Source organism: Reyranella sp. (genome assembly GCF_044224635.1).
Lineage (GTDB): Bacteria > Pseudomonadota > Alphaproteobacteria > Reyranellales > Reyranellaceae > Reyranella.
Genome location: NZ_JBGAKA010000078.1, coordinates 14384 through 29452, shown reverse-complemented (window position 1 = coordinate 29452; position 15069 = coordinate 14384). Strand labels below are relative to the sequence as shown.

Annotated in this window: 11 protein-coding genes and 1 tRNA gene; 7 read left to right on the top strand and 5 right to left on the bottom strand. The window is 66.6% G+C overall.

Annotated features, from left to right (window positions below):
- A partial coding sequence (locus ACILR9_RS36685; RefSeq protein ID WP_395714946.1) for a hypothetical protein occupies nucleotides 1-585 on the bottom strand: 585 nt, incomplete at its 3' end.
- Nucleotides 586-2679: 2094 nt separating this feature from the next.
- Here ACILR9_RS36685 and ACILR9_RS36680 point away from each other — a divergent pair.
- Entirely contained in the window at nucleotides 2680-3180 is a 501-nt protein-coding gene (locus ACILR9_RS36680) for a DUF3828 domain-containing protein (RefSeq protein ID WP_395714945.1), read from the top strand.
- Between the two features lie 439 nt (nucleotides 3181-3619).
- Here ACILR9_RS36680 and ACILR9_RS36675 read toward each other — a convergent pair whose 3' ends face one another.
- Nucleotides 3620-3916 carry a hypothetical protein gene (locus tag ACILR9_RS36675; RefSeq protein ID WP_395714944.1) on the bottom strand — a complete coding sequence of 99 codons (297 nt, stop codon included), beginning with the start codon at nucleotides 3914-3916 and terminating at the stop codon, nucleotides 3620-3622.
- 96 nt (nucleotides 3917-4012) lie between these two features.
- Between ACILR9_RS36675 and ACILR9_RS36670 the strand changes: the two genes are divergently transcribed.
- The 4 genes from ACILR9_RS36670 to ACILR9_RS36655 all read left to right on the top strand — a co-directional run bounded on the left by ACILR9_RS36670 (nucleotide 4013) and on the right by ACILR9_RS36655 (nucleotide 8055).
- Nucleotides 4013-5848, top strand: a complete 1836-nt coding sequence (locus ACILR9_RS36670; RefSeq protein WP_395714943.1) for a DUF4214 domain-containing protein — start codon at nucleotides 4013-4015, stop codon at nucleotides 5846-5848.
- A gap of 67 nt (nucleotides 5849-5915) precedes the next feature.
- Nucleotides 5916-6980 (top strand): methyltransferase, encoded by a 1065-nt coding sequence (locus ACILR9_RS36665; protein WP_395714942.1) that lies wholly within the window; start codon nucleotides 5916-5918, stop codon nucleotides 6978-6980.
- 10 nt (nucleotides 6981-6990) lie between these two features.
- The gene (locus ACILR9_RS36660; RefSeq protein WP_395714941.1) at nucleotides 6991-7923 is read left to right on the top strand and encodes an alpha/beta hydrolase; all 933 of its coding nucleotides are present in this window, start codon (nucleotides 6991-6993) and stop codon (nucleotides 7921-7923) included.
- A 56-nt stretch (nucleotides 7924-7979) separates the two neighbouring features.
- A tRNA-Glu gene (locus ACILR9_RS36655) sits at nucleotides 7980-8055 on the top strand.
- Nucleotides 8056-8532: 477 nt separating this feature from the next.
- Here ACILR9_RS36655 and ACILR9_RS36650 read toward each other — a convergent pair.
- On the bottom strand, nucleotides 8533-9783 hold the full coding sequence (locus ACILR9_RS36650) for an NAD(P)/FAD-dependent oxidoreductase (RefSeq protein WP_395714940.1): 1251 nt from the start codon (nucleotides 9781-9783) through the stop codon (nucleotides 8533-8535).
- Nucleotides 9784-9967: 184 nt separating this feature from the next.
- Between ACILR9_RS36650 and ACILR9_RS36645 the strand changes: the two genes are divergently transcribed.
- Nucleotides 9968-10672 carry a MarR family winged helix-turn-helix transcriptional regulator gene (locus tag ACILR9_RS36645; protein ID WP_395714939.1) on the top strand — a complete coding sequence of 235 codons (705 nt, stop codon included), beginning with the start codon at nucleotides 9968-9970 and terminating at the stop codon, nucleotides 10670-10672.
- A gap of 222 nt (nucleotides 10673-10894) precedes the next feature.
- Nucleotides 10895-12586, top strand: a complete 1692-nt coding sequence (locus tag ACILR9_RS36640) for a hypothetical protein (protein WP_395714938.1) — start codon at nucleotides 10895-10897, stop codon at nucleotides 12584-12586.
- A gap of 211 nt (nucleotides 12587-12797) precedes the next feature.
- Here the strand turns inward: ACILR9_RS36640 and ACILR9_RS36635 are convergent, their stop codons facing one another.
- Both ACILR9_RS36635 and ACILR9_RS36630 read right to left on the bottom strand, forming a co-directional pair.
- Entirely contained in the window at nucleotides 12798-13889 is a 1092-nt protein-coding gene (locus ACILR9_RS36635) for a malate/lactate/ureidoglycolate dehydrogenase (protein WP_395714937.1), read from the bottom strand.
- Nucleotides 13890-14131: 242 nt separating this feature from the next.
- Entirely contained in the window at nucleotides 14132-14959 is an 828-nt protein-coding gene (locus ACILR9_RS36630) for an SDR family oxidoreductase (protein ID WP_395714936.1), read from the bottom strand.
- Between the last annotated feature and the right edge of the window lie 110 nt (nucleotides 14960-15069).

Genomic DNA, 15069 nt, shown 5'->3' with positions numbered 1-15069 from the left:
GGTCGCTCCCGTGGCACCAGTCGCGCCCGTGGCACCGGTCGCACCCGTCGCGCCGGTCGCACCCGTGGCACCAGTCGCTCCCGTGGCGCCGGTCGCACCCGTGGCACCAGTCGCTCCCGTGGCGCCGGTCGCACCCGTGGCACCAGTCGCGCCCGTGGCGCCGGTCGCACCCGTGGCGCCAGTCGCACCGGTCGCTCCCGTGGCACCAGTTGCGCCGGTCGGTCCGGCGGTACCAGTAGAGACTACGGTGACCGTTGCGTTAGCCGTGTACAGAACGTTGGTGCCGGTCCCCGGATCCGTTGCCGTGAATGTGAGACCTGCGACGGTCCCGCTTTCAGTCGTGATCGACAGGCCCGAGGCGCTGGCATTGCCATCAATAAAAATGGCGAAGGTATAGCTGCCCGTCGGCAAGGACGTCGTGAACGTGAAGGTACCATCGGTCACCCCGCCAAACGGGTTGCCGTCCGGCTCGTCCAACGCGTGCGTGAACCCGAGCAGGTTGTATGTCCCTCCAGAGACGGTGAAAAACCAGACGTTGTCGAACTCGGTTGCAACGCCTCTGATGGTAATCGCGCCGTTAGCCATGGTTTCTCCCCCAATCCCTACCCAAGAATCCCCGGGCCACACGCCCAGCGTTTGTCGAAAAATCGTGAGCGTCGGCCCAAGACTCGGGAGCGCCGGAGCACTCACAGGCACGAGCGCTCGCTTCGGCGAAACCGGCCGCTGCTCCACCGCAATCAATCACACGATTGCAGCGCAAGACATCGAGAAGGCACACCCTATGCGTGTCCCCAAGCTACCCGGGTCCATTTCGTGAAGTCGAACACACGACTGCGCTCGTTGAAAGAAAGCCTTCGCCGACCCACAGTCGGCGAGGCTCCTGACTCCGCGAAAACCCCACCCAGAAAAAGAACCAACTTCCCGTCCCCAACATCGCAAGAATGATTCCGCTTTGTCAACGAACATTTCTCTCGTTGGTTGTTCACCCTTTCGCCAGCGAGACGTCACAGCGCCTCGCCCTGTCGGCCCTTCACCCGACGACACGGCGGTGGCTGCCTGGAGGGACACGCCCCCCGGGGCGTCGAGAGCATCGCCTCTCGTGCGCCAGACCGGCCTTCGCGGCGGGCAACATATTTCGAGCGAGAGCAAGGCAGGGCATGCAAAGGTCGCCGTTGCCGCCGTCGACCATCCATACCCGCCGACATAATACCGGCGGTGAGCGTTGCAGCCCCGGTTTATGTATGCAGGCTGCATCCGGCTTATTATAATATCGCGAAATCCCTTATAATACCGAGGAGAGACCGTGCAGACCTCGGCATCACGCGTGTCGCCACCATGAGGACGACCGATTGATGAACGAAAGCGACAGCCAGCGATCGGCGGGCATCGGTTTCATTCTTCGACAACCTGTTTTGAGGTTGCGGCGACGGGATCTTCGGATATCCCTTTACGGTGAGCTGGCCCGCGATGGATCCTCGACGTCGGATCGCACGAGGGCGCGACCCGTCACATCCTCAAGGCAATCAGACGGCCTTCTGTCGCACTGCATTAAATCGATGCACGGACAGGATTGGGCGAAACGGCGATTCGCAATACCATGCGCATTGCGCCGTCATCCGAGCAGCCACTCCCGCACCAGCAAGGCCAGCCGGCCCGGACATCCGATCTCTTGGCAACTCGCACGCCAGGCGCGCAGGTAATCCTCCAATCCGAGCTTGCTGCGCTCAGGCCAGCGATTGAGCCCACCCAAGTCCGCAACGCCACTCGAGTCGCTCATCAACGCAAGGACCAATGCCGGGACCAGCGCTCCCGTCGACTCGTGAAGCCCACTTCTCGCTTCCAGCGCGGGCCGATGCCTTCGGAACCACTCCCGGCGATTTGCCGTCGCACCCTGACTTGCCGCCATGTCGACGTATTCCACCAGGGCATCGACCTGATACTCTGACGTTGATCCAGGCAAGCGAGGTGGAGGTGCGGTGCAGCCAGATCGAGGGGTTGCCGGAACCACGCGCCTCGACGCGCAGGCGAGAGGGCTGGCGATCAGAGAGAAGCGGCACACCGGCCAGGCACACGTCCCGCGTGCGGGTTATCACCGTCGCCGCCGAACGCGGCGGGGAACCACGCCAGGCCGTTCTCGAGCCCGAGCACTCATGCTCGCGGCGTCCTTTCCGCCATCCTCTCGAGCGCGCAAGCGATGCGCTCGAGGTTCTTGCTGATATCGCCCAAGTGGCGTGCCCCGGAGGCGGCTGCCAGCAACGTGCTGCGCAGGGAGGCCGTATCGCCATAGGACGTGGCGTCGATGGCTTCCGAATCGGGAAGCCGGTCTGCATCCTTCATTTCACACACCCTGAAATCACTTGAACCTTGGGGTTCCCACAACCCGATTCAAAGATAACGGAGGCTGGCTACAATGACAAAGTGGTCGTCCACCGGACCTGAACCGGCAAGAAAATGCCGCTGAGACGAGCTCGCTCGTGAACTCGAGCTCCAGGGTGGCAAACCGGGAAGGGCCGCCTCTTGCGAAGGCGGCCCTTGGGTAGCGGAGTCACTTTGGGAAGTTGGTACTCCGCGGTAGCATCAGTAGTGTAGCGGCGGCCGGCCACTCACTCCGCCGCAATATCGTTCACGATGAACGCTGCCGATCCCTAATCATTCCAGATCGAAAGGCATTATGGAGGTATGTTAATCGATCGCTCGGCCAAGGTATTCACCACGGCACCGGCCCGCCCCAGTTCCCTGCGCAGGCGGGCTCTGCTGGCCACGCTCTGCGTCGCCCTCCCCCTCCAAGCCTACGCACAGACGCCGTCGGCCGAGGCGTTCCTGCGCGACCTCTACGCGCCCTACCTGACCGGCGCCAACCAGGGGCAGAACTACTGGGACCTCGGACGCTACTTCGCACCCGACCTCGCCCGTCTCATGAACGACGAGGCGCGCGACGCCCGGCGCCGCAACGAGGTCCCCAGGCTCGATGGCGATCCTTTCGTCGATGCCCAAGAGTGGGACGTGAAGAACTTCACCCTGTCGGTCAAGACCGACGGGTCGAGCGCGACAGCGGTCGTCACCTTCGACAATTACGGCAAGGCCAAACGCATTACCCTCGACCTCGTGCTGACGCCGGCCGGCTGGCGCATCAACGACATCGGGGCGCCAAGCGGCTCGTTGCGCGCCCTCTACAGGTAGGAACGCCACCTCGCGCCGGGCGCCCGGCCGCTCGGCTGGCGCCTGCGGCGGATCGATCCTCATCGCCAAACCTTGATGCCGCCGCATGCGTGCACGAAGCACGAGCAAAACCAGCACGTTGAGAACGAGCAGGACGATCTCGGGCTGACCGGCGTCGCGAAGGAGAGCGATGATGACCGCCCCCCCGGGTCCAGAGCAATGATCCAAAGGCCCACGGTGACCGGATGGACCCTCACGGCATGCTCTCCAATGCCCCCGAGTCGTGCCGGCGCGGAAGGGTCGAGGCAAACCTCGACCGCGGCCTCCACCTTGACGGCACCGGCAACGCTGCCCCGTGCTCCGGACAGGTCGGCCAGCGAACGGGATTTATCCTATCCCAGGTCGTTATCGTCGAGAGCGGCCCCGAAAGCGTCGGCAAGGCAAGGGACGTTGCGCCGGGTCAGCATCGCCACCCCGTATCCGACTTGTCGAGCTTGCGGATCAAGGCGGCGAACTCGAGATCGCCGATGCCGACCGACGATTCCATCTCGGAGACGCGGTCCATGTCGGCGCCCGACTTGCCGGCGAGGTTGTCACCCATGACGTTGAGCGCACCGGCCGCCGCCGCATCGATCTGGATCTGGCAGGCGCGCTCCAGCCGATAGAGCCGCAGGAACGCCTCCGGCACCGAGCGTCCGGTGGTGAGCAGGCGCTCGCGAGCGTCGAGCTTCCGCCCTTGCCATCCGTGACACGCCATGCCACTCCGCAGACCCGTGGGTGGCGGCTCAGTTGCAGCGGAGTTCCCTGTTCGAGCAGGGCTGCAGGCCTTGGCATTCCTGGTCGAGGCTTCAGGATGGCAGCAATCTCTTACGTCCAGCCGAGCGGCGATCAATCGATCGACGGCCTGTTGTACAGCACCCGGTGGGCGGGGCGCTCGGTCACGTTCAGCTTTCCGACGAATGCCGGCGTGTATGGTGCCGACTATCGTGGCACGGAACCCCAGACCTTTCACCCTGTAACGCCGCTGCAGCAGGAGCTGATACGCAAGGTCCTGGCCGTCTACGCCTCTCTCATCAACCTGGATTTCACGGAGGTCCAGGAGGACCCGCAACACGAGGCGGACATCCGTTTCGGGCGGACCGACGCGATCCCGACCTACAGTGGGCACACCTACTTTCCGGGCTCGGAAGCCGGTGGCGATGTCTGGCTCTCGAGCCAGGGGCTGCAGGATCCGATGGAATCGGGGGCGCTCTACCTCGTGCTCCATGAAGTGGGCCATGCGCTCGGGCTGAAGCACGGCGAAGAGGCCGGGGTTTACGGAGCCTCGCCCGCGGACGAAGATTCGCGGGAGTTCTCGATCATGACCGGGCACACCTATATCGGTTCCGGTGTGCCGGCCCCCTTTCCGGGGACGTTCAATACCAGCCCGATGGCCAATGACATCGCGGCGCTGCAATACCTGTATGGTGCCAATTTCGACACCGAGTCTAGCGACACCGTCTATGCCTGGAGCCCGACGACCGGCGAGCGGTTCGTGAACGGCGAGGGTCAGGGCGCGTTCGTCGGCAACAAGATATTCGAGACCGTCTGGGATGGCGGCGGCACCGACACCTACGATTTTTCCTCGTACGGCACGAGCGTGCGTGTCGACCTGAACCCGGGTGCATGGACGACGACGGACGTCCGCCAGCTCGTCGATTTGGACCGCTCGAATCCCGGCATCCACCTGGGACGGGGCAACATCGCCAATGCGCAGCTGTACCAGGGCGACGTTCGCTCGTTGATCGAGAACGCAATCGGTGGCTCCGGAAACGACAGCATCGAGGGAAATGCCGCGGACAACCATCTGGACGGCGGCTCCGGAGACGATCGGCTGCAGGGCAACGACGGCAACGACGTGCTCGTGGGAGGAGCCGGCAACGACACGCTCATCGGCGGTTCGGGTTTCGATGTCGCCGTCTACGGTCTCGCTTCCCGGAACTTTACCGTGACGGCCGCTACGGGCGTCGTCTCGATTCGCGACCGCACCGGCGCCGAGGGCGCGGACACCGTCGTCGACATGCGCTGGGTATCGTTCGGTGACGGCGTTGGCTTCGACCCGGCCTGGATGGCGAAAGCGGGGCAGCTCGATCGGCCCGAGCTGTCCGACCTGACGGCGATGTACATCGCCTATTTCAACAGGGCGCCGGATGCCATGGGCCTGCAGTACTGGGCCAGTCGATTGCTCGATGGCATGTCGCTGGTCGAGATCGCAAGAAGCTTCTTCGTGCAGCCGGAGACCCTCGCGACCTACCCCGACAGCATGAGCACGGACACCTTCGTGACGGAGGTCTACCGCAACGTTCTCGGTCGCGCGCCGGATGACGCCGGCCTCGCCTACTGGGTTGCCGACCTCGACTCGGGCAATCTGAGCCGCGACAAGTTCATGCTGGCGATCATCTATGGGGCGCGCGCCGTCACCGGCGGCCCGACCGACGCACGGTACCTCGCGAACAAGGAAATCGTCGGAGCTCATTTTGCGCTGGACGAGGGCCTGGGCGACGTCAGCTGGGCACGGCAGGTCATGCAACACGTCGATGCCTCGGCGGCCAGCGTCGAAGCAGCGAACCGGATGACCGAAAGCTTCCGTGAGCTGGCTGTGACCTCCGACCCGCATCTGCTCCTGCCGCTGATCGGAGTCGCGCACTAGCGATCCGTGAAGGAAGTCGGGCGAGCCCAGGCCAGTGCGCTATGATCGGGCAACGGAGGAAACACCCATGGCCGATACGCAAGCATCCGACAAACCGTCAGCGGACACGCGAGTGCCGAGCGAAGCGGGTTCTGACCGGCCGCGACTCGACACGACGCGCCTGCAGAAGATGGCGCAGGCCTACTGGGAAAGCGCCGCCCTGATGGCGGCGGTCGAGCTCGAGGTGTTCACCGCCATCGCCCATGGCCACGACACCATTGCGCTCGCCGCCAAGGCGGTCGGCATCAGTGCACGCAACGCCGAGCGGCTCCTGACCGCGCTCACCGCCATGACCCTGCTGACGCGCGACGGCGAGCGCTTCGCCAACGCGCCCGACGTGCAGCGCTTCCTGGTCAAGGACGGCGAGCGCTACGCCGGGCCGTGGATCCTGTTCACCAAGCCGCGCTGGACGGCCTATGGCGAGCTCGCCCAGCGCCTGCGCAGCCCGACCGAGAGCCGGCTCGGCGCCTACGAGAGCTTCACCGTCGAGGATGCGCGGCGCTACCACGCCGCCACCTACTCGATCGGCATGGGCGCCGCGCGCCTGTTCAGCCGCAGCGTCGACATGACCGGACGCAAGCTGCTGCTCGATCTCGGCGGCGGCTCCGGCGCCTACAGCATCGTCGCCACCAGGACCTATCCCGGCTTGAAAGCGATCGTGCTCGATCTGCCGCCGGTCACCGTGGTGGCGAACGAGTATATCGCCGCCAACGGCGCCGCCGATCGCGTCTCCACCCTTCCAGGCGACTTCACCCGCACGCCCTTCCCGCAAGGCGTCGATGTCGTGGTGATGGCGAGCAACCTGCCGCAATACGAGCCCGACCTGATCCGGCTGGTGGTCGGCAAGGCGTTTGCCGCGCTGGCGCCGGGCGGCGAGATGCACCTGGTCGGCGAGACCCTGCACGACGACCGGCGCGGCCCGCTGTCGGCAGCGCTGTGGGGCCTCAACGAGGCGGTCTACGGCAGCACCGGCCAGGCGCACACCGAATCGGAGGTGAAGGGCTATCTCGAAGGCGCGGGCTTCCGCGACGTGGTCATCCATCCCTTCGTCCCCGGCGTATTGTCGAGAGTGGCGGGACGCAAACCCGCCTGAAGCGGGGAGCATGCGGAGCGACATCGCCTTCGAGACCGAGGACGGCACGACCTTGCGCGGCTGGCACTACCGCCCCGCCGCGACGACAGGCGGGGGCCAGCCGGTGATCGTCATGGCGCACGGCTTCTCGGCGGTGAAGGAGATGCATCTCGATCGCTTCGCCGAGGCATTTGCCACGGCGGGACTTGGGGCGCTGGCGTTCGACCACCGCGGCTTCGGCGCCAGCGACGGCAAGGTGCGCCAGGAGGTCGACCCCGACCAGCAGATCCGCGACTGGCGCGACGCCATCAGCTTCGCCGAGACGCTGGACGGCGTCGACCCGGAGCGCATCGGCATCTGGGGCACGAGCTACAGCGGCGGTCATGCGCTGGCGATCGCCGCCACCGACCGGCGGGTGAAGGGCGTGGTGGCGCAGGTGCCGATGGTGAACGGACCGGCCAATGCCCGCCGCCTGATCCGTGCCGACCTGCTGGCGCCGACGCAACGCCTGATCGAGGCCGACCGGCGCGCCCGCCGGGGCGGTGCGCCGCCTGCACTGCTGCCGGTGGTATCGGCCGACCCGGCGGGGCCTGCCGCCCTGCCGACCGCCGACTCCCATGTCTGGTTCACCGAGACCGCGGCGGCGCGAGCCCCTGCCTGGCGCAACGAGGTGACGGTGCGCTCGCTCGACCTGTTTCTGGGCTACGATCCCTCGAGCCTGGTGGCCCTGATCAGCCCGACTCCGCTCCTGATGATCGTCGGTCTCGCCGACCATCTGACACCAGCCGACCTCGCGCTTGCCGCCTACGAACGCGCTCTCCAACCCAAGCGCCTGGTCACCCTGCGGGGTGGCCATTTCGATGCCTATGGCGACGATTTCACCATTGCCAGCATGGCTGCCATTGATTGGTTCTGTACCCATTTGAAGGAAGAAGCTGATCCAGGCCGGGCTGCCTGCTCCTGAGGCTTGTGGGCTTGCGCCTCCGGGGCCTATCGACTATCAGTCGCCCTCCGGCCTCCGCTCCCTTCGTCTAGAGGCCCAGGACGCGGCCCTCTCAAGGCTGAAACACGGGTTCGAATCCCGTAGGGAGCGCCAGCCGAAAGCCGCAAGAGCCCAAGAAGCAAGGATCCGCCGCCTGCGCAATGATCGCAGCGGCGGCAGGCTTCGCAGCGTCGTCACTTTGAATGGGTTCGAAGATCGAGTGCTCCAAAATGGAACTATTTGCACTGGAAGACGCTCATGAGGGTGGGTTACCTCTTGGATACCCAAGACGCGGACCCACACCCAACCTGCCCGCGTTTCAGAGGGCCGCCGACACCCATCGGCGGCCCTTTCCCATTCTGGCCTACCGACGGTTGCTTCGTTGCCTGCCGACAAGCGGCGATCGGCAAGGAAAGCCATCCGCAACACCTTTGTTCGGCGACGGTCGGACGCCGCGATCGGCAGGATCGAGGGCGCTGGCCGATGGCGGCGCGCACTACGGCCTGAGCGCGCCTCTCCCGTGGCGCTCCTCCTTCATGCGGCAAAAGAAGGAGCGCCACGGAGTGGCGCGGTCCCGGCAATGAGCCTCCCCTATCGAAATCGCGCCGGACTGTACGGCGCCGGTGCAATCGACGTCGGCTGGCGGTTGATCAATTGCGCGACCAGGCGGCCGCTGGGCGGGCCGCCGGTCATGCCGAAATGGCCGTGGCCAACGGCGAGGAACAGGCCGGGGCGGCGCGCCACCTCCCCCAGCATCGGCAGGCTGTCGGGCGTCGAAGGGCGGAAACCCATCCAGAAGCGGTGTCCCTCCGTGTTCACGTCGGGAAACAGCGTGCGGATGTTGGCCAGCAGCGCCTGGTTGCGACGCTCGTCGGGCGGCGCTTCCAGGCCCGCGATCTCGACCGTGCCGGCCACGCGCAAGCCATGCTCCATCGGCGTCACGCCGAACGAGCCGCTCTTGTGCGAGATCGTGGTGGTGAGCGCGACGTTGGGCGTCGGCAGCATGACGTGATAGCCGCGCTCGGTCTCGAGCGGGACGCGTACACCGAGCGGCTCGAGCAGGCGCACCGAGCGTGCGCCGGCCGCCATCACGATCTCAGTCGCCCGATGGAAGCCGACAGTGGTCATGAGGTCGTAGCCGCCCGCCTCGCGCGGCACGATCTTCATCACGTTCTCGGCCAGCAGCGTGCCGCCCGCCTCGATGAACAGACGGTGCAGCGTCTGCACGATGCGCTGCGGGCTCACCGTGTAGCCGTTGCCCGGCATCAGAAGACCGCGCCGCACCTTGGGCGAGATGCCGGGGAACATCTGGCGCAAATCGTCCGGGGTCAGCGGCTGGCTCGGGATGCCCTGCCGCTCACGCAGCATGCGCTCCAGCCTGGCGCTTTCCGTCTCGGTCTCCGATTCCCAGACCTGGACCTGTCCGACCGGCCGCACCAGGTCGCCATAGTGCTGCGGCCCCAGCAGCTCCTTCCAGCACAGGAAGGCGTCCTTGTGCAGGGCGCGCATCGCGTCGGATATCTCCAGCACGCGCGGCAGTCGGCCGGCGGCGATCCAGCGCATCAGCCAGGGTAGCGCCTTGGGGAAGTAGGACGGCCGAACGGCGAGCGGCCCCAGCGGGTCGGCCAGCCACGACGGTATCTTGCGCAGCATGCCCGGCAGGGCGATCGGCACAGCCGTGTCGGCGCTGATCATGCCGGCATTGCCGAACGAGGCGCCGCCCGGCGGTGGCAGCGGATCGATCACCACCACCTCACGGCCCGAGCGCTGCAGATAAAGCGCCGTCGACAGGCCGACGACCCCGGCCCCAATGACGACGGTCGGAGGCGGTGCATCGGCCATGATCTTCTCGGCTCCCGGGCTGGCGGCGCCACGTCTTGCGGTGCCGTGCGATTATTCTGTCATCGCGAGCGCAGTGAGGGACCTTTAACCTCTTCGGCTTCGAGGATGCCTTGCTGCGCGCTCGGGACGACAGTGATTCCGTGTCGATTATTTCGTCATGGACGCCTAGTGTCACGCCGTCACGATGGCCAAGCTCAAGCTCTCGAGCCGGCAGCAGCCGCACCAGGTGCTCGATCTCGAGCGCTACGTGCCGGCCCTGCTGGTGTTCCTCGCCAACAAGCTCACCAGCAGCGCCTCGGCGATCTTTCGCCGGCAGTTCGGCATCGGCACCACCGAATGGCGGGTTCTGGCCATGGTCGCCGTCCAGCCGGACATCACCGCCGGCCGCATTTGCCGGGTCATCGGCTTCGACAAGGCGGCGGTCAGCCGGGCGCTCGCCGTCCTGCAGCAGAAGGCGCTCGTCCAGGCGCGCTCGCACGAGACGGACGGCCGCAGCTCGGCCTGTGCCCTGACGGCCAGGGGCTGGCACCTGCACGATCGCGTCCTGAAGATCGCCCTCGAGCGCGAGCAGCGCCTGCTGGGCGACCTGTCGGGCGCCGAGCGAGAGACCCTGATCGGCCTGCTGAATCGCCTCCACCGCCGCCTGCCCGACCTCAACGGATCGATCGACGGCAGCGATCGTTGGCAACTCAACGAGGCAGGCGCAGCCTCTCCCTCCGGCGTCGCGCCGGACGTCGGGAGGAAACCATGTTCATTAGGAACGAGTGGTACATCGACGCCTGGCGTGACGAGGTCGAGCCGGGCAAACCGCAGGCCGAGGACAGCTGCCACCATTTCTGGTCCGTCGCCAACGGCTTCCGCCAGGACGATCCGCAGACGACCGAGATGATCCTCTCGCGGGATTGCCGGGGATGCCGCAACCTTCGAAGTTCCCTCACCTGACCTCTCCCCCGGCGCAGGGCGTGGGCATAGGAACGCTCAGTCATTCTCTCCCCGGCTCCCCGCCGGGGAGAGAATGAGAAGCGCCTGCATGCGAATGTCCTGCCCCTGGCAAGGGAGAGGAACATGGGTATGAATAGCGTCCTCGTCCTCGGTCGCCCGGCACTTCCCTTTGTCTTTCGCTCTCAGTTCATTCCGCCAGCCTCCCAGCCCGCGCAGTCTCCTGATCGACCTTGCCGTCCTGATGGCGGGCGGCAGTGCATTCCTGATCGCCGTCATCCTGTGGTTCGACAATGCGCAGGGCGGGCTGACCGGCAACGGCGTGTTCAAGAGCCTCGAGCTGAAGCCGTGGATCGTCGATCCGGCCAACGCGCCGCTCTATCCGGCCAACTATCTCTTCTATCCCTTCTACGGCGCGCTGTGCCGCCTGCTCGACCTGCTGGGCATCTTCGCGGACGACCCGCGGCGGCAGATGACCGTCCTCAATGCGGTGAGCTGCAGCCTCTGCCTCGCCATCGTCTACGCCCTGGTCCGCGCCGTCACCGGCGACCGCGTCGTGGCGCTGCTGGCGGCGCTGTTCCACCTCGCCTCGAGCTTCGTGATGTTCCTCGCCATCATCAACGAGGACATCCTGCCGAGCTACACGGTGCTGATCGCCGCCATGGCGCTGGGCAGCGTCTGGCTGGCGAGGCCCAGCGCCTTGCGCGTGGTCGCCGTCTCGGGACTGTTCTCGATCGCCTGGCTGATGGAATGGCGCCTGATGTTCCCTACCCTGCCCGGCATGCTGGCGGCGCTGTGGCTCTGCGAGCCGCGGCTGGAACGGCGACTCGGCTGGATCGCCCTGTTTCTCTTGGGGATGGTCGCCACCGCGGCACTCGTCGCCTTGGCATGGCAGGGCCACGCCAAGGCCGTGGGCCCGTTCGAGCTGATCTGGACCGGCAAGGCGGTCCGCTCGGTGTGGGCGGGCTTCACCTGGTCCAAGCTGCTCTATCTGTGGGACGGCATGGTGGCCTACCTGTTGGGCGCTGGCGTCGCCGCCATTCCCGGAATACCCGGCTGGGACATCTGGCGCTTCCTCGCGACCGTCTGGATGATCGCGACCGCCGCGGTAGCGCTGCCGCTCCTGTGGCGCAACCGGTCCGATCCGCTGGCGCGCTCCCTGGCGGCGATCTTCGGCGGCACCTTCGTTGCCGGCACCGTCTTCAACCTCTATTCCCAGCCGCAGGATCCGCAGATGCAGATCAACGTCATGGCCTGGCTGACGGTGGGCTGGGCGCTGCTGCTGATGGTCGTGCGCAAACGCAATGGCGTGCGCGGGCTCGCCGCCCTGGGCGGCCTCACGGTGGCGCTGATCGCCTACAACGTCTGGAGCCTGGCGCCGCTGCGCGGCCTCGACAGCGCCTGGCAGCGGGCAATCGAGCGGCTCGAACGCGAGTCAGACCCGACGCGCACGGTCTGGCTGATGCACGATTTCGACTGGGCGATGATCTACGGCTCGCTGCACTGGGGCTGGACCGAGCCCGGCACGGCCGGGCTGGGGCCGGCGCCGCAAGCCCTGCCGCGCTTCAAGTGGATCGGCTTCACCGGCCAGGTGCTGCGCCATCCCGACTGGAGCGACCAGCGCCTGGCCGACGACCTGCGCCAACAAATCGATCGCGCGCTCGAGCTCGGCTACGCGGTGATGGCGGTGCGCCTGTGGGACATGGACTTGGCCCAGCTCGAGGTCGCTACCGGGATGGTGGCAAGCAGCGCCCGCCTCGAGGTCCTGCGGCGCGTGCTGCACGACGACTATGTCGCGACGCCGGTCGTCACCGACCCGATTGCGGGTGCCGTGCATCGGCTCGAGCGCAGGCCGGGGCGGTAACCCCTCCCTCCCCGGCTTCGCTGTGGAGACGTCCGCGCCTTCGCGGACGGAGCGGTCATGACTCTTCGCCGGGAGCGCGCCACTCTGTGGCGCTCATGGGGTGTGTGATCGACGAGAAGAGCGCCACGCAGCGGCACGCTCCCGGCCTTGACCCTTCCGTCGGTGCAGACGCCGACACTTCCCCAAGCGTAGCTTGAAGAGGAGAAGAGAATTACAGCGTCGCCTGCTGGATGCGGCGCTCGTCGAGGCCGACCGAGCGGGCGGTCTCGACGATGGCGGCCCAGGTGTCGTCGGGCAGCGGCACGCCGTTGGCCAGCCGCTCGGCCCGCATGCGCACCTCGGGCTCGCCCGGCACCAGGACCTCGCCACCCGCCGCCGCATGCGCCGAGCTCTTCACGAAATCGACGTACTTCGCGACGTCGACGGGAAAAAATCCCGCCGGGTCGATGACCTTGGGATCGACATAGAACGACAGCATGCCGTTGGCGAAACGGCCGCGCTTGGGATCGGTCGCGCCGTTGCCGGACAGTGAGCCGCCCAGCAGCTCGCACATGAAGGCGAGGCCCGAGCCCTTGTGCTCGCCGAAGGCACGAATGGCGCCGGTGCCCTTGCTGTAGTCGCGCGGACCGGCCGGCACGTAGTCGCCATAGAGCGTATGCGGATCGCTGCTCGGCTTGCCATCGGGACCGATCAATGCCCCGTCGGGCAGCTTCTTGCCGCCCTGGCTTGCCACCAGCACCTTGCCTTCGGCCACGATCGAGGTGGCGAAGTCGAGCACCAGCGGATCCTGCCCCGGGCGCGGCACGCCGATGCAGTAGGGTGCGGTCGAGAAGCGCCGCTGCACGCCGCCATGCGGCGCCACCAGGACGCTGCCGGACGCGTTGACGAAGTGGATCGACACCAGCCCGGCCGCCGCCGCCATCTCGGCCCAGTCGCCGACCCGGCCGATATGGCCGGCGTTGCGCAGCGTGACCGCGGAAAGCCCATTCACCTTGCACTTGTCGATGCCGATGCGAACGGCCTGCGGGGTCACCGTCTGGCCGAAGCCGTGCTTGCCGTCGACCACGGCAATCACCGGCGTGTCGATCACGACATCGACGGTGACGTCGGGCAGCACGATGCCGTTCTTCTTGTTCGTGGCATAGCGCGGCACGCGCACCACGCCGTGGCTGTCGTGCCCCGAGAGATTGGCGCTCACCAGATAGCGGCCGATGCGGGTGCCCTCCTCCTTCGAGCAGCCGGCCGAGGCGAAGATGTCCGCAACGAAGGCCTCCAGCGCCTTCGCCTTGATGGTGACCGTCATGGATGTGCACTCCTGAAATCGATCATGCTCTCCTGGTGCTGGCGTCCGGGATCGTGAACATATTCGCCCGCACCCCTTTCTGTCGTCCTGAACGAAGTGAAGGACCTCATCGCCGCCTGATAGGCGTGCTTTGAAACTTCTGACGATGAGATCCTTCGCTACGCTCAGGATGACATGACAAGCGTGCGTTCACTCAACAGGCTCACATTCTCTCGCGTCCGCGGTCGGCATGAGCGTGATCCCTACTTCTTCCCGGCTTTCGCCTTCGCCTTGCCCTTCGCCATCGCCTTGGCCTTGGCCGCCTTCTCGTCGGCGCTGCGCTGCAGGCTGGCGACGTAGCCGCGGTTCCAGGTCGGATTGATCAGGACCTCGTTGATCACGACGTGCGGCGGCAGGCAAGCGACGTAGCGGATCAGGTCGCCGACATCCTCGGACTGCGCCATGCGCGCCCGCTCCTCGGGCGTGATCGGGATCGGCCGCTTGTCGAGAATCGGCGTCGCCACCTCGCCCGGGCAGACGACGCAGGAGCGGATGCCGTTGACGCATTCCTCCATGTTGATGGTGGCGCTCATGGCCACCACGCCGTGCTTGGCCGCCGAATAGGCCGGGCCGGAGAGCAGGCTCGCCTGCCGGCCGGCCATCGACGAGGTGTGGATCAGCACGCCGTCCTTCCTCTTGCGCATCATCGGCAGCACCGCGGTCGAGCAGTAGAAGGCGCTGGACAGGTTGCCGTCGATCACCTGCTCGGCGCCGGCCGGCGACAGCTGGGCCCAGCTGCGCTCGGTGATGTTGAGACCGGCATTGTTCACCAGGATGTCGCAGCGGCCGAAGCGCTTGTCGATGTCGGCCGCGATCCGGGTCACTGCCGAGGCCTTCATCAGGTCGCCTGGCTTGACCACCGCGGTCCCGCCGGCCCGCCTGATCGTCGCCGCCACCGTATCGAGCGGCTCCTTGCGCCGGCCCGTCAGCACCACCGCGGCGCCTTCAGCCGCGAGCGCAATCGCCGCCGCCTCGCCGATCCCGGAACCAGCCCCGGTCACCCAGGCGACCTTGCCTGTCAACTTGCCCATCGATGTCTCCCCATGCTCGCGAGCTCGCCCCGATGGCGACGGACGTCACCGGACGCTCGCCCCTCGGACGAGGTTGATCAGGGTTTAGCATGCCCGGCGGCCGGTGCCAG

Coding starts and splice junctions, on each gene's coding strand:
- ACILR9_RS36680 (WP_395714945.1), top strand. CDS start 2,680: ATGTTAATCGATCGCTCGGCCAAGGTATTCACCACGGCACCGGCCCGC.
- ACILR9_RS36675 (WP_395714944.1), bottom strand. CDS start 3,916: ATGGCGTGTCACGGATGGCAAGGGCGGAAGCTCGACGCTCGCGAGCGC.
- ACILR9_RS36670 (WP_395714943.1), top strand. CDS start 4,013: ATGGCAGCAATCTCTTACGTCCAGCCGAGCGGCGATCAATCGATCGAC.
- ACILR9_RS36665 (WP_395714942.1), top strand. CDS start 5,916: ATGGCCGATACGCAAGCATCCGACAAACCGTCAGCGGACACGCGAGTG.
- ACILR9_RS36660 (WP_395714941.1), top strand. CDS start 6,991: ATGCGGAGCGACATCGCCTTCGAGACCGAGGACGGCACGACCTTGCGC.
- ACILR9_RS36650 (WP_395714940.1), bottom strand. CDS start 9,783: ATGGCCGATGCACCGCCTCCGACCGTCGTCATTGGGGCCGGGGTCGTC.
- ACILR9_RS36645 (WP_395714939.1), top strand. CDS start 9,968: ATGGCCAAGCTCAAGCTCTCGAGCCGGCAGCAGCCGCACCAGGTGCTC.
- ACILR9_RS36635 (WP_395714937.1), bottom strand. CDS start 13,889: ATGACGGTCACCATCAAGGCGAAGGCGCTGGAGGCCTTCGTTGCGGAC.
- ACILR9_RS36630 (WP_395714936.1), bottom strand. CDS start 14,959: ATGGGCAAGTTGACAGGCAAGGTCGCCTGGGTGACCGGGGCTGGTTCC.